Annotated in this window: 15 protein-coding genes; all 15 read right to left on the reverse strand. The window is 46.9% G+C overall.

Annotated features, from left to right (window positions below; all coding sequences use genetic code 11):
* Entirely contained in the window at positions 1-444 is a 444-nt protein-coding gene (gene tssE, locus OGV52_RS16910; protein WP_047414982.1) for a type VI secretion system baseplate subunit TssE, read from the reverse strand.
* Positions 444-977, reverse strand: coding sequence for a type VI secretion system lipoprotein TssJ (gene tssJ / locus OGV52_RS16915; protein ID WP_287108825.1), 534 nt, complete (start codon positions 975-977; stop codon positions 444-446). The genes tssE and tssJ overlap by 1 nt, the downstream gene beginning before the upstream one ends.
* Positions 952-2,040 (reverse strand): type VI secretion system baseplate subunit TssG, encoded by a 1,089-nt coding sequence (gene tssG, locus OGV52_RS16920; protein WP_287108826.1) that lies wholly within the window; start codon positions 2,038-2,040, stop codon positions 952-954. Before tssG ends, tssJ begins: the two co-directional genes overlap by 26 nt.
* Positions 2,001-3,767, reverse strand: a complete 1,767-nt coding sequence (tssF, locus tag OGV52_RS16925; RefSeq protein ID WP_287108827.1) for a type VI secretion system baseplate subunit TssF — start codon at positions 3,765-3,767, stop codon at positions 2,001-2,003. The genes tssG and tssF overlap by 40 nt, the downstream gene beginning before the upstream one ends.
* 22 nt (positions 3,768-3,789) lie before the next feature.
* Complete coding sequence (gene tssA / locus OGV52_RS16930; protein ID WP_287108828.1) at positions 3,790-5,388, reverse strand: type VI secretion system protein TssA; 1,599 nt, start codon at positions 5,386-5,388, stop codon at positions 3,790-3,792.
* A complete protein-coding gene (locus OGV52_RS16935) occupies positions 5,385-8,771 on the reverse strand; it encodes an ImcF-related family protein (protein WP_287108829.1) in 3,387 nt (1,128 codons plus the stop codon). The genes tssA and OGV52_RS16935 overlap by 4 nt, the downstream gene beginning before the upstream one ends.
* Positions 8,743-9,927, reverse strand: coding sequence for a KPHS_23130 family T6SS system protein (locus OGV52_RS16940; RefSeq protein WP_200052165.1), 1,185 nt, complete (start codon positions 9,925-9,927; stop codon positions 8,743-8,745). Before OGV52_RS16940 ends, OGV52_RS16935 begins: the two co-directional genes overlap by 29 nt.
* A 4-nt stretch (positions 9,928-9,931) precedes the next feature.
* Positions 9,932-10,198 (reverse strand): PAAR domain-containing protein, encoded by a 267-nt coding sequence (locus tag OGV52_RS16945; protein WP_200052164.1) that lies wholly within the window; start codon positions 10,196-10,198, stop codon positions 9,932-9,934.
* Positions 10,199-10,367: 169 nt separating this feature from the next.
* The gene (locus OGV52_RS16950; RefSeq protein WP_200052163.1) at positions 10,368-10,616 is read right to left on the reverse strand and encodes a hypothetical protein; all 249 of its coding nucleotides are present in this window, start codon (positions 10,614-10,616) and stop codon (positions 10,368-10,370) included.
* Between the two features lie 208 nt (positions 10,617-10,824).
* A complete protein-coding gene (locus OGV52_RS16955) occupies positions 10,825-11,034 on the reverse strand; it encodes a hypothetical protein (RefSeq protein ID WP_200052162.1) in 210 nt (69 codons plus the stop codon).
* A gap of 242 nt (positions 11,035-11,276) precedes the next feature.
* Entirely contained in the window at positions 11,277-12,053 is a 777-nt protein-coding gene (locus tag OGV52_RS16960) for a hypothetical protein (RefSeq protein WP_287108830.1), read from the reverse strand.
* Complete coding sequence (locus OGV52_RS16965; RefSeq protein ID WP_200108145.1) at positions 12,034-12,486, reverse strand: hypothetical protein; 453 nt, start codon at positions 12,484-12,486, stop codon at positions 12,034-12,036. The genes OGV52_RS16960 and OGV52_RS16965 overlap by 20 nt, the downstream gene beginning before the upstream one ends.
* A gap of 39 nt (positions 12,487-12,525) precedes the next feature.
* Complete coding sequence (locus tag OGV52_RS16970) at positions 12,526-12,924, reverse strand: SUMF1/EgtB/PvdO family nonheme iron enzyme (RefSeq protein WP_200052159.1); 399 nt, start codon at positions 12,922-12,924, stop codon at positions 12,526-12,528.
* 219 nt (positions 12,925-13,143) lie between these two features.
* Positions 13,144-13,533 carry a DUF6392 family protein gene (locus tag OGV52_RS16980; RefSeq protein WP_502873808.1) on the reverse strand — a complete coding sequence of 130 codons (390 nt, stop codon included), beginning with the start codon at positions 13,531-13,533 and terminating at the stop codon, positions 13,144-13,146.
* Positions 13,534-13,650: 117 nt separating this feature from the next.
* Positions 13,651-14,322, reverse strand: a 672-nt coding sequence (locus tag OGV52_RS16985) for an S-type pyocin domain-containing protein (protein WP_287108832.1), incomplete at its 5' end; no start/stop codon positions are given.

A 14,322-nucleotide genomic window follows, 5' to 3' on the forward strand; every position in this document is an offset into this window, starting at 1 on the left:
TCAGTACACTCCAGTCTCAAGCCAACCCTGCCTCTTAAGGTGACGGATAAGAACCCGCCCCTCAGGGGTAAAATCAGTACCATAGCGAACAATGCCAAGGTCTTGCAGTTCAGCATCAATGGAATAACGCAAATGCCCCGGCGTTTCCTGCTCCTGCATCGTTACTTGAATACCTTTTAGCCGCGGTTCATACTTCAACAAAACCTGAGAAAGCGTGCTGATAAGCTGATGTGCCGTACCTGGCATTCCCTGGAGGATTTTGGTCATATCCGGCAGACCGTAATCGGGTAAATGTTTGAGGCTACCGGCACGAGTATTCAAAATGCGCTGCATATTATCCAGGACGGATAAGATGACCTGCGTGTTTTCACTGACCGAGTGCAAAGGGAAACCACCGGAAAAATTACCCAGTAAGATGTCATAAAGAGACGGCTGCTTGACCATTACTCATCCTCCTGCACCAGGAGTGCCAGAGTCCGGGTATTTAATTCAAGCACACGCGCCTTATCAGGATCGAGATCTTCACGGCGTAATACCACGCGCCATGAATCTTCAGACTGTTCGGGAGAAATAAACATCCCCGCCACGGCAACGTATTTCGCTTCCTTTTCGAGTGGAATATCGACAGTTACACTTTCACCAGGACGTATCAAAACATCTTTCTGGGCCAGTAAATCTGTTTTCACCACCGTGCTATCTTGCACAAATAAAGACTGATAATTAGCCGAGTCAAACGCTTTACGATCTTTGAGTTGGTAAATACGCACAACCGTAGAAAGCGCTATGCCCTGCGCATTTTTATTAGCGCCTTCTCTGGCGGAAAGATCCAAATGCAGCGTTTTAATTTCCTTATAAAAAATAGACTTCGTTAATGACACCGTGCCTTCCGATACTTTTTGTGTCAGACCACATCCAGTGACCACACTGGTCATTCCGGTTATTACGGCAAAATTAATAGCGATAATCGCCAGTCTCATCGGCTTCCCTCCGCTGATCATGTTGACTAAGGCTCTGCCAAAGCCCAAGTTTAATTGTTATAAATTGATTATTAGCTTCCGGGTTATCCAGACGCAAAACGGCCGTGCGGCCAAGCTGTACTGCCCGTTCACATTTGTTACTGGTAAGTTGAGCATCCGGAAGTGCCGAGCGAGGAATGCGTAATTGCAGCCTTGCATTGACTCTGGCGCCTAAATACACGTGCATCAGCGCGAGAAAATCATGATAAAGCTGGCCGCCCGGTAACCAGTCGCGAACCTCATCGGGAACATCCGTTGTAAGAGTAATAAGCACCTGGCTGTTAATATCTACAGCGCTATGTCCCATCACCGGGCGAGAATGGAGGCTAACGGGTTGCCGCGTACTCATTTTTAACGGCTTATCCTGCAGGATTAAGCGCTTATCATGAGGAGTCACGGTAATATTTGTTGTTGGTGATAATAAAGATACCAGCGCGGATATACCTTCCGCCGTACGCGTTGGCATTCTCATGATTCCCAACAGCGCCAAAAAACGCGATAACGGAGCCTCGGTTTGCGTGGCGCATCCCCGAATGCCCAACCCGGTCAACCCCAGTAAATATTGTGATGTTTCATCTGTAGCGCCTGGGCGGAAGGTGGCCGGATAGCTGTATTTACGCCAGATTCGATAAAACTGCGTAATTAAGCGATGGTTAAAAATATCCAGAAACTCAGCAGCAACGTCCGAACCTTCCTGACGCTGGGCAATATCATCCTGATAGGTTGTCGGCAGCGGCGATTCCACGCCATACAATCCCATAAAAGTGACACGAACCGTTGGTGGAAGTACGGATTGTAGCGGATCATATTCTGCATTTTTTAGCTCCCCCGCCGGGAACCCCATCCCGGGATGAGGACGAAAACGAATGGTATCGAAGCGCGGACTTTGTTGGCTTCCAGGACTTGGCGCTTGTGGATTCCACTGTTCCAACAACTGGCAGAAACGATAAAAATTAGTACGGGGTAGGTTTTCACCAAGGCTATTTAGCAGCCGGGTAGTCGCTGATTGTGATTCTCTTTCCATCGCAAGCTTTTCCCTGCCGGCTGTATGATTAAAGTAAGCTGATTAAATAAGTGAATATCCGCATACAACGCAAAAAAGCGGTTAAGCATTTCACCAAACAGATGAATATCGCCCTCACCGGTAAATCCGTTCTCATCAAGCGTTATTTCGATATCCACACCACGGAGTAAAAATCCTTTTTCAAAGCGCTGTATTTCATGTTGCTGAACCTCCATGATCGCATCCAGACGACGATAATTAAGCTCATCGTCCTGCCAGTTATAGAGAGACAACGTTCCTTTGAGCACTTCTGCGCTGGCCATCATATTCAGAAAGCTGGATCCCAGGTGGCTCAACACTCGCCAGTGAAAACGATCCTCTGCGGGAGGATAAGCAGGTAGTGTCGGCTTACACAGATTGCGCACGGCAATCGGCGTCTGGAGGATCTGCTCGCAGCGATTGAGCAATGAACTCTGCAAAGCTCGCCTGGGTAGTTGACCGTTTGTTCCGGTCACTTTTAATGACAAGGTTTCCTGCTCAGCAAGACGATCCCGCTCCCAGGCATCTCCTCCAAGGATCAACCATGTATCATATAATCCGGATACGCCGCGTCTGACGCGAGTATGGTAATAACGCTCTGGCGCGTTACGGCGCATCATGCCTCCCTTATGGCGAAAACTGGTGAAAGGAGCATAGACGGCGTTATGCGTTCGCTGTGAACCTGAAACCGCATCGACTGCATAAATTTCCGTATGTCCATCCTGCAACCTACGCGGACGCAGCAAATATTCGCTTTCTAGTCCATTAACCACCAGTGGATCGGCCTCCATAGTGAAGAGATTAATCACCGGAACGCAATGAAGACGAATATTTTCACTCCCCAGAGGAAGCTCAGAATTCCACTGTTGACTCAGTACCACCTCTATTTCAAAGCAATCTATACCAGCAGGAAACATTATCTTTTCCAGACCGTTAAGATGGACAAACATAAATTTTTCGCGGAACGTAAAATACTCAAGCAATAATTGCCAGCCGCCAAACGCCGTATCGCCTTTTGGCCATAAACTGTCTTCACTGGCAAATCCGCCAGGTGAAAAGTAACCATCCAGTCGAATACGCTCTACGCTTTTGGGGAGCCTCAGATAAAGAGAGGCCAGACGCTTTGTCAAAGCAAGGTGCAGCGCATGGGTCACCGGTGCATCACCACTCAGGTAAAAACTGAGGCGCGTCAGATCAGTTTGCGACCAGTCCATCTGTGGATTGCACTTTATTCGCATACGGATGACCGAGCGTCCGTCAGGTTCCGCATCGATATTCACCGCCGTGACAGACAGCGGATTGAGCGTGACGGGCTGTGTAGTACGATACTGACATACCGTTTTTTTAGGACCGACGGGCTGTGACAATACGCCAAACCGCGCGTTAATCCTCTCGCTCATTTTCAGCACATCAATATCAGGTAAAAGCTCGACAATACTTAAGGAAGGGATGGTACGTAAATAATGAGGCCACAGCAGACTCATCAAACCTTCGGTAAATTCAGGAAGATGATCGTCAATTTTGGCCCGCAATCGCCCCATCGAAAATGCAAAACCTTCAAATAATCGCTCCACATAGGGATCGGGAATACCGGCTTTATCCAGATCCAGCATGGCTGCACGATCCGGATGCGCCTGCGCAAACTCTTTTGCCGCTTCCCTTAAATAACGCATTTCCGCGTCATAATAACGCAGAGTTAAGTCTTCCATTTTACAGTTCGCTTATTTTGTTTTAGCCACACAAGACGGCAGCTCTGGCAGGATCAATGGCTACCAGTCCGGACAACAGTAAGTCCATCTCTGGCATCAGACGCGCTTTGTCACTTTCACTGCGATTGGCTTTCAAACGCAGAAGTTTCAGCCGTCGCGCTTTTACTTCAAACAGCAGTTCAGGCTCCCATTGTTTGAGGGTGAGAGAGTGTGCTGTCGCATTCAACTCGCCAAGCAAATGCAGCGCGAGATCGTTGCGCCCACATTGTTCCGTCAGGCGAGCCATCAACAGTTGGCGTAACCAGCGTTGTCGACGTGAAATCACGCCGGGGCGAGCCTGAAGCCAGGCGAGCGCGGCTTCAACGCCTTCGCTATCCGCCAGCGTCAAGGCCTCGCTTTCAAGTAGCAGGATATCGTCGTCCGCCCCTGCGGTAGCCGCAGTGACTTTTTCCGTTTGCCAGTCACTTTCCTGCAGCACCTCACGGGCGATCCACTCACGCGTGACGTCATCGGCAAAGGGCATTCCGTCGTTAAATGCCAGCGTTTCCAGACCCGGCATCCGATGCAGCAACATTTTCAGATCGCTGATGATAATCCCGGCATTTTTATCCCATGGCGATCCAGCCCTCATTAATGCCTGATGAAGGTACCACTGCACATCAAGCCAAAAATGATTCACTCCCTCAACAAATAAGCAGTCAGTTAACTCAATCAATTCAGTCCAGCTTTGCTGCAAATAAAGACGTTTAAGCTGCGCACGGTAATCACTCTTGGGCGGTTCCAGACGTGTACGTCCGGCGCCATCTGGCGGAGGAAGCTGGCTGACCGTATCGAGCCGCACGCTTTTCATCAAATGATGCGCCGCCAGCCAGCCATCTGGCTGATCGGCCAGATATTTGGCCAACACCCGTGCCTGCTCCAGCAACTCTCGGCCCGAGGCAATACTTTTGAGGACGGGAGTATCTGCGCTGTACCGAGCGGTTTGGGTGCTGATATTTTGTGGAACCAATGCCTGAGCACCGCCGGATTGGGCCAGACGGTTCTCCAGCGCGCTATACAGCGCTCCAAGCCCTGGGCGAATGCTCTCCTCTCGCTGATTAAATTGCTGGTCCAGCAACATCAGCGCACCGGCGATCCGTTGCGCGTCAGGTCGTGAAACTTCCGGGAATCGCGCCAGACTATCCAGCATCCGCCCGCCTGCTAACCATTCGAGGGCGGCTTTATGACTATTCGCTTTTAAGGGATGAAGAGTATCGCCATATTGCTGCATCAGGCCAGCCAGCAAAATCAGACCATCCGCCAGGCCGGACTCACCATCTTGGTGCAAACGCGCCCATGTGTAATAAGTGACAACACGGACATCCTTACAGGTGTTGATCAGGAGTTTTTCCGCAAGCTCAATGATGAGATCCGTTTGTGCGCCAGAAAGTTTATTCACCTCTTCCCGCATGCGCTGAAAATCATCGTCATAGCCAGGATCGTCACCACCCGGGTTGGCTGCTGAAATTGGCAATAACCAGTTTTGCCATAGCGCAATCTGCGTTTGTGCCTGTTCCATCAGTTGCTGTTGTTCATCTGTCGAATCCGCACTGGCGGCCAGTAGACGATTCAGAGCGCTCATTCTTCTTCCTCTGAGGAAAGCTTGCTGCTAACAATAAAAATTGCTTCGGGTAGTTCAAAATCGCGGAGTTTGAGTAATGCAAGGGGACCTTCACCCGCTTCCGTGCGCAGGGTATAGTTCAGCGGCAATCCATCTTGCGCAGTCCAGCGCAGGTTAAAACCGCTGCTCACGCCAGCATTATCAGTTATCTCCGCTTTCTCAAGCAGTCTTATCCAGCCCCAGGTACCGGGGTTATCTGAGTAGATTCGGGTTCCCGTATTCGTGCTCACCCAGCTTAGGGTTGCTCCTGACGCTTGCGTATCGGCAGGCCAGACAACGTTTTTCCACGTAGGCATCTGATTAACGTAGGTGAGTTTCTGGCCATCCAGCACGAGGTCTGTCTGCATCACATCCCGTGCTGTTCCAGGACGCAGTTCAAAACGAATCCCGGCTTCTCCACGAATAAAAGCGACATCCGCAATTTGACTGAGCTGGTCCATCGCCTCGAGGAACGCAGGATTAAATACCAGTCCCTGAGCATTCACCGTGTCGGCAACCCAGTGACTTCCCTGTTTATGCAGCACACCGCTTAAATGACTTTCGAGAAAATGCTGAATTCGGCCATTATCGCTTCGCAGATATTGCGCCAGCAGCGGCAGGGAAGCCTCGCTGCCGACATCACGGAACGGATAACGTCCACCGAATGCGCTGTTCCAGTCATTCACAATCAGCGCCTTCCATTGCGCATTCAGACCCGCCGCGGTTGGCTGCAACACCTGCTGCCATGACTGCTCCAGCGGCTGAACAAACATTGTTTGACCAAATCCACTCCATGCTTGCCCCAGACTGGCAGCCACCAGATTTCCATAGTCACGCGTGGTAGTGAGATCAACGGTTTTGCCCTGAAATACCGTCTGCGCCAGGGCCTGACTCATTCCCTGCGGATCGGCAGCGTTAGTAATCTGCTGGAGTTTCAGCCTGACCTGCGTTACCCGGGTCAGGTAGGTTTGCAGACTCAGATGGCTGATATCCTGCCCAGCCGATTGCTCATCCATCAATGCCAGGATTGGCGAGAAGGTACTCGCCATAGGACCTTCTTCCCGTGCATGCTGGTCAATGGTCTGATTCTCTTTGGTGTTAAACAGATCCTTTGCCGACTTCACCAGTGAGTCCGACAACGCTTCCCCGGTTAACCCTGTACGTCCCTGAACGGCGAGCGTATTCATTAACGCAACCAGAGGAGACTGACGGATATCTGCAATCAACGTGAGTTGATCGATGGCATCACTCAGCGTTTGGGTGCGCTTCCAGCGAATACTGTTGAGAAAATCCAGCCAGTTGTCGGCAAAATCCATAAAGTAACGCTCGCTAAGACGCGCCTTTAACGCCTGTGGAGAGAGAGGGTCGCTTGCAGAGTGCGTTTCATCCCCCAGCACCTGATCCATCTCTTCACGGCGGTTGCTTACGATTTTTTCTATGGCGGGCAAAACCTCCTCTTCCCAGGCTTGGCGGGTATACACGCCAGCAACCGAACTCCGGGTATAAAATACCTGGTCTGCCCGAGTATCGCCGGTCATGTCCTCCAGACGAAGATCGGTGTAATGCGGAGTCACCTGTTCAATGATTTTCTGATACAGGGCGGCTTCGCCATTGCGGATCCCCATCTGACGAATTAACAGCGTTCGCACCTGGCTAATAAGATTTTTATCGGCCGCTATTTTCCATTCAGGATGCGCCTGAAGGTTTTCTCCCCAGAATTGCCAGAGCCCCGGCCCAACGCCTTGCCATGATGCGCGCGAAATGCCTGCGCGCTCTGGCCAGTCTTGCATCAGCGCCTGACTAAAAAATGACGCCTCCATCTGTTCGGGCCGGGAGAGCATCAGATACATTTTCAACTGGTTGTAGGCGATCTTTGCCCGAGCTGCAAACTGCGGGCTATCCGGTGCCAGTCTCGTTAACGCCGTCAATTCCTGAGTGAGATGTTGTGCGGCTTCATCACGCAGTAGTGGAATAGCAATACGCGTATAACGCGGCCATAGGGCATCCAGCAGAGCATCATTTTGGCTCAAGCCAAAGCGGTAATACCACGGCACGCCATTCTGCTGACGCCAGCGAAGCATGCCCGGCGTTTGCTGAAGAGCGGATAGCGCCGTAAGACGCTCGGCGAGCGGTTTATCCGGACCGCCGGCCAGTCTCGCCTGGTCCTGGCTTTCGGTGATCATATTGCGATTAGCCAGGAAAGAAACCGCCATTCCCGCGCCCCATAGCAGCATCAAACCGGCTGTACCGACTGCCAGCACTCGAATCCCTGAACGGCCTGTGCGTTGTGCCTTTAGCTCCGCAGGTAACGCAGGGAGTGAATCAAGCAACGCGCGCCAACGCTCATCACGCGTCCAGGCATGCGCAACGCGCGATGGGGTACTTTCCGCATACTGGCTCAAGATTACCGCCGCCAGCGGCAGGGGCCGATGCGGGCTGAAAAAAGTGGTCAACGAGTCGCTGATGGCTTCTGCATTAGGCATCAGCAAATTAGCCATTTTCAGTAAAAAGTTATCGCGGATATTTCGCGTAACCTGCTGCGTGCCCTGCTCCGCCATGTGCATTGCCAACGAGGTCAACTGCGAACGACATAAAGCCGTGGTGCATTTTGAAGGGAACATACACGTCGCAGAGTGTAAGGTTACGTTATCCGGTACAAATTGAGTGCCATGCAGCGACCAGAGGTATAACGGCACTCGCCAGCGAAGCGTGGTAAAAACCGCCAGAAGATGGCGGGCGGCCTCATCCATTTGCTGTGAAGTTAAGGGCACAACAGGGGCTGATTGAAGCAAGGCATCATGTTGCTGAAAAGTATGGGTTACCCATACAACCCCATCCAGCGGGCGCCGATGCAGTTTGCGTATCGTATCAAACAGCGAGACATCTGGCGTTGCAGTGAGCTTGCCTCCCCAGATTAACACCACGCCATCCCCTTCAACCCAGCGCTGGGAGGTGAGTTCAGGTACCAGTTGATCAACCTGAGGGGCATCCCCCATCACCAGCAGGATACGCGTTTTGGCGCGCCAGCGGCGACCGTAGTTATCTTTAAGTACATCACGAATTTCCCCCCCCCGTATATTCCCAGAGAGTGTTTCCTCTATTCGGGATTCATTTTCAGGATAAACTCCGTCGTTTTCCTCTTTTGCGCGAAACAGGTGCTCCCTTGCATAAATCTTGATGTGCGGATACAGGCGAATCAAAATAATTAAAATTACCGTTGCTACAACTAAGAGAAATTTCTTCGTAGATGAATCTGCGCCCAGATACTCACCAAAGCGATTCGCCAGCCATGATAATCCCGCCAGGATTACCAAAAACAAAACAGCCTGACTTCCCCTACTCCACAGATGGCTTGTCGTATTCATTATCACTCCAGGGTAAAACGGTACAGATATATGGCTGTTGTTCCTGAACAGAAACGATCAAATATGATGCTGAGTGATGCTTTGACATATCAGCGGTCACACCAGCACATAGCCAACCGGAAAATGGACCGGGGATCCCCATAAATCGTTCAAGAACGATAGTGCTTTCAACCTGCCAATAAATACCATTGTCATGAGCAATTGGGTAAAGTTGCGTACTCAACGAAGCAATTGACTGGTAATCAGACACAATCGCCCTAGTTTTTTTCGCACTTACCTGTGTAGTAAAAAAAGTGGTTAATTCTTGCGGCAAACACGATTTATCCAAGGGCATTGGGCGCAATAAGCGACATTTGCCTTCAAAACCGTAATTGCGCGCAACATCATCACTGGCTAAAAGAAAAACAGCCATTCCATCAGAATATTTCTGATGCCCATTAAATTGCAAAATCAGAAAAAGATCGCTTCTGACTTCAGCATTTTTCAGGATCGTATCCAGTTGATAGAAAGGAAACTCCGTTTCTACCTGTACAGAGGAAGGTTGTGGCCTGCCAGGGAAACTTGTCTGCCAGATGCTATGAAAGTTATTTTGCAGTAAATGCCATTCTTCCGTTGAACCATCGGTGATAAGTGTTACATGCAAAGGAATAGCTGTCGGTAATATAGCAAGTGATTCAGCAATACTGTTAAGCAAAACAGTCACTGCATTGTCTTGATTTTTGACGCCAGGTAAATAGTCAATACGATGAGCTAAACCACATTTATTCTCAATATTTGTGGAATTATCTGCAATAAACGAAACGGTAATTGTCTCTGGTAACAATACGCAGCTATTCATCACGACAATAGAGCGCTGCCCCCAAGACTGCCATTCCCGCTGAGAAATTAATATTTCTTTTTGCAAAAATTCATAATATTCAAGTGCCCGCCCATATAAATACCCTCTAATACTAGCAATTATTAACCACAGGAATACTGGAAAAAGTGAAACCAGCCAGATATTGACATCATTAATAAAAAGCAGATGATCTGTTGCATGCAATACAAAAAGTAAGATACTTACTATTGCTGATAATATTCCGACCAGTGTCCATCGCCAGAGAGAAAGAGATTCAGGAGCTACGGGCGTGATAATTCTATGGCGTTCCCAGCCCATGATTTCATCCTATTGATGCTTCCGGCGCACTTGAAATAACCTGACATCCACACAGACTATGGCATCCATCGACAACTATCGGTTTACCATCAGAAAACCATTCTGGCGAACCTTCAATAATTGGATTAATACCATGGAATGGTATCGGGCAACTGACCATGTCCCCCAGAAGTGCCACCGTTTTTCCCTGAATAAACATCGTGGAAGATGCAGATATTACACTTCCACCATGAGTTGTTTTATCGCCTAGCAAAACAAAACCTTTTGACATAATTAACCTCCTAATAAAATGTTCGTTTAATAATCACACCAATCGTTTAATATAATGATTGTATGTTGGAACTACTCTAAACATTGAAGGACTAGCAATGTTTGGCATAATCCTTGGCTAAATTAATTATTAAATTTTTTGGCAAATCTAAATCTATCTCTACTGAGTGTTAGTTTGCCGATGCCTTGCGTTCACTACTGATTTTCTGCAGCCGTTCGAAATCAGGTTCAGCTTCACCAAGCTCGACCGAACCATCCGGATAAACAAGTTTTATCTGTTCACCATGTCCCCAGGTTAAAGGATCTATCCAATTAACCACTTCATTAAAATGTATAACCGGCCTGAAAATGACACGTTCAATATCGCTATCAAGCCTGTATGCATAGAAATTTTTCCGTCCTGTAAATGAAAATTTCACCAGATTTCCGACTAAATGGTTTTCCTTTTTCGAGGGTAAAATTCCTCGTTAATTATTTTATTCCTCCCTGGCTGAGGTTGAGATCGTCCATTTGTAGCCCGGGGATAATGTTCATCAAACACAAACGTGATTCTTTCAAAGATCGTGTCATCAATTCCCTCAAGAATTTTACTGCCTTTTTTATACTTCAGTTTAAATTCAACATTACTCAGTTTCCAGTCACAGTACCAGCCCTTTCCACCGGCACCGTGACGCTATAAATATTACTGTTCTTTTCCCGCTCCGGCTCATAGGTAGTGACACTGGAATCATCATCATAGTGTTTTTTAAAATCACCATCACGCCGGGTGCGCTGGCATTTATGTGAGCGGTAGGTCACGGAGAACCACGGTTTCTCAAGAAGGTCCGGCGTATCCATTGCTATAGTGACCTTTCTGACATCGGATGAATAAATTATCGTCGCATCCGGACAGCAGTAGACAAAATACGGGGAGAAATAGAAATTTATTGTGTTTTATTTTTATATAAGTACGTAGATTTTTCATAAATGACATATTCCCCGGTTACCCTGAGGTGAATTATAATGGTTACGTTTGCTTCAGAAGATAAGATACAGTCATTAACTTATTCTGGTAAAATTTCTCATGCTTGAATATTGCATTAATTACTTGTTTGTTGGCGCTCGCGCCTGATCTTCTGCAGTCGTTCAAAATCAGGTTCAGTTTCACCAAAATCGACTGAACCATCCGGATAAAGCAGTTTTACCTGTTCGCCATGCCCCCATGTTAAAGGATCTATCCAGGTAACCACTTCATTAAAATGTATAGTTGGCTTAAAAATAATATATTCAACATCACGTTCAAAATTGTATGTATAAAAAAAACTTCGACCAGTAAACCTTAATTCATTAAAACCCCCAACGATATGATGTTCAATCTTAAATGGGTAAATATCTTCATTAATTACTTCCCTTCTACCATACCTACTGTCAGATAATCCATTCGTTGCACCAGGCTGATGATCATCAAATCGGAATATTATTCTTTTAAAGGCCGAATCCTGTTTTCCATCATAAAATTTATTCCCTTTTTTATACTTCAGCTTAAATTCAACATTACTCAGTTTCCAGTCACAGTACCAGCCCTTTTCCACCGGCACCGTGACACTATAAATATTACTGTTCTTTTCCCGCTCCGGCTCATAGGTAGTGACACTGGAATTATCTTCATAGTGTTTTTTAAAATCACCATCACGCCGGGTACGCTGGCATTTATGTGAACGGTAGGTCACGGAGAACCACGGTTTCTCAAGAAGGTCCGGCGTATCCATTGCTATGGTGACTTTTCTGACATCGGAGAAAATGAAACTGCCGTCACATCCAGAAAGAACTAAGAATAGCAAAGGAGACAAGAGAAGCTTAAAGTTCTTCATCTTCATCAGCGAATTTCTTAAATCGCAATAACGCATTATTCCCGCCCTCCGCAGACTGTGATATTAATAATGTGCCTGACATTTCTTCTTGAATTTTGCTAAAAAGCAAATTCCTCTGTCTTTCATCCTCACAGACAGTTACCGGACCTTTGTAAGGTTCAATACGGTTAATAAACCTTTCTCTCTTTCTTTTTCTCTGCATTTCCCTGTCTGGATCGCATAATTCAAGCAACTGATTATTTAAGAATGGGATATATTTATCACCCATCAAGTGATGCATGGGGTTAATAAACGAATCCTGGTGCGGATTAGCGTTTGGTGGAAACAGCTTGGTATATTGAGACTGGAGTTTCTCGGCCTGATAATATGTTCCTGAATCTAATGCCGGAACAAGATAGAACTTGCTGCTGTCACACCGTGCAATCAAAGGACGAAACATTAAATCCGAGCTCTATTTTTCCGTTACTGGTGGCATATCCTACATTTTACCCAGCCACAGGCAGTAGTCTTTGGCCATCTGCCAGGGAACGCTGAGGGACACATCATCCGCCAGTAACTTACCACCAAATGTATAGGTTAGCTTTTTGCTATGGGTGATTTTTATATAATCATTATAGGTAACCTTATATTTGCCGATCATAAAGTCACTCAGCTTGACCATATGCAGATATTTATCATCCTGGTTCATGCTGAAGGGCAGTTTTTCCCCAATCAGCGGACCGAAGTCCCCCATTAAAAACTCACCGCCTGCAATGGGTACCATATTATCCAGCGCATGCGTGTGTTGCTGGCTTTCAGCACTGTTGCTGTTATCGCAGCCATTACAAAATGTTATTGTTACTAATAGTGCGGTGCAGTATTTTTTATTTAATATCATATATCTTAATTAAACTATTCTGGTCTGTCCATCATCAATCATTGGGTCATGTGTCTGTTGCTGGTCAACCAACGCTAAATACTGATCCATTAATTTATCGGGTATAAATATCATCACTAACAGTACTACTTGGTTTTGTTTTATAGGAAATTAAACCTTGTTCATAAATATCCTGCCAAGGTTTGCCTAATTACCTCACAAGTTTTTCGACGTCAATGTTCATTTGCCACCAAGCCGTTTTTTCTCCAGCGCAACCTGAATCTCCTTTGCTCGAACCAGTGGATAAAAAGTCACACTCTCTACAAAGAGTTCTTTATTATAACTAAATGAAGCAACTATATCTTGGTCAGGAGATAATAATGGATAAAATTCCTTTACCCCCCTATAGAGAGTCATAACCACTTTCACGTCAACATAAATCATCGGTAGCCCGAATCGTGCCCGCACCCACTGCTGCGTCATCACAGGCTCCAGACCAAATGGCATCGGATTAGGAAAAAGCCAGTCGGTTTTCCCTTCATCCTCTAATCTTAGCGATATTTCTTTAAACTCCATATCAGGTTTATTATCAAAGACCAAAAATAGTCCTTCACGTTTCATTTCTAATATAGCTTCATCATCATCAATGGCACGGTATGGTTTAGTTTTATAGGGAATTAAATCTTTTTTCAAAAATCTCCAGGTACGGCTTACCTAACTGTTTTATCAATTCTTCAACGTCAATATTCATTTAATATAACCCGTTTGTCGGTTTAGCTCATATAGTCTGGCTCTGATCGATTCGCTTTTTTCATCACTCATGCCATATTCACTCTTAAGACACTTCGCATTAGTATCCCAGTTGGCATTGACGGCACCTTCTAAGCTACTGGCGTCCAGATCCTTTTGTGTTAATACCTCACCATTTTCCATCTCAACATTCTGATTATTCCGCCCACCGTAGGTCTTACTGTATTTTTTGTGTACGGCTTTCGGAATCACAACCGCTGCGGCCTTATCAACCATTTTTTCGATAATTTCTCTGGATTCATCAGGATACAATTTTTTTAAGTGTATACGAACTGCCGCCTTAGATGGAATATGATCTACTTCATATAATCCCTGCCTTGAACGCCCTTTAAAATTTTCATAATAGTCAACCTCATACTCTTCCACAGGGGCTTTTTGAAAATACACATAAATCGCCAATACAACCCCCATCGGGTCAATAATGATAAAGTCATTGAAATCCCGGTCTTCGATAGGAAATGTTTCAATATTTGGCCCCAGCTCCTCCGGGATCGGCGTTCCTGGTACGGGGGGTAACGATTCAGGTGCAGGGTTAGGCAATCCCCAAATACCCCGAGAGTCTGGGACTGGTGTAGGTGGCGTGGAATAACCGCCAGTTTTACCATCATG

Source organism: Citrobacter sp. Cb041 (assembly GCF_030336655.1).
GTDB lineage: Bacteria > Pseudomonadota > Gammaproteobacteria > Enterobacterales > Enterobacteriaceae > Citrobacter > Citrobacter braakii.

Excerpts from the sequence above, each read along its gene's own strand:
- tssE (WP_047414982.1), bottom strand. The coding sequence starts at position 444 with ATGGTCAAGCAGCCGTCTCTTTATGACATCTTACTGGGTAATTTTTCC.
- tssG (WP_287108826.1), bottom strand. The coding sequence starts at position 2,040 with ATGGAAAGAGAATCACAATCAGCGACTACCCGGCTGCTAAATAGCCTT.
- OGV52_RS16935 (WP_287108829.1), bottom strand. The coding sequence starts at position 8,771 with ATGAATACGACAAGCCATCTGTGGAGTAGGGGAAGTCAGGCTGTTTTG.
- OGV52_RS16965 (WP_200108145.1), bottom strand. The coding sequence starts at position 12,486 with ATGTTTCGTCCTTTGATTGCACGGTGTGACAGCAGCAAGTTCTATCTT.
- OGV52_RS16960 (WP_287108830.1), bottom strand. The coding sequence starts at position 12,053 with ATGAAGATGAAGAACTTTAAGCTTCTCTTGTCTCCTTTGCTATTCTTA.
- tssA (WP_287108828.1), bottom strand. The coding sequence starts at position 5,388 with ATGAGCGCTCTGAATCGTCTACTGGCCGCCAGTGCGGATTCGACAGAT.
- OGV52_RS16970 (WP_200052159.1), bottom strand. The coding sequence starts at position 12,924 with ATGATATTAAATAAAAAATACTGCACCGCACTATTAGTAACAATAACA.
- OGV52_RS16955 (WP_200052162.1), bottom strand. The coding sequence starts at position 11,034 with ATGGATACGCCGGACCTTCTTGAGAAACCGTGGTTCTCCGTGACCTAC.
- tssF (WP_287108827.1), bottom strand. The coding sequence starts at position 3,767 with ATGGAAGACTTAACTCTGCGTTATTATGACGCGGAAATGCGTTATTTA.
- tssJ (WP_287108825.1), bottom strand. The coding sequence starts at position 977 with ATGAGACTGGCGATTATCGCTATTAATTTTGCCGTAATAACCGGAATG.
- OGV52_RS16945 (WP_200052164.1), bottom strand. The coding sequence starts at position 10,198 with ATGTCAAAAGGTTTTGTTTTGCTAGGCGATAAAACAACTCATGGTGGA.
- OGV52_RS16940 (WP_200052165.1), bottom strand. The coding sequence starts at position 9,927 with ATGGGCTGGGAACGCCATAGAATTATCACGCCCGTAGCTCCTGAATCT.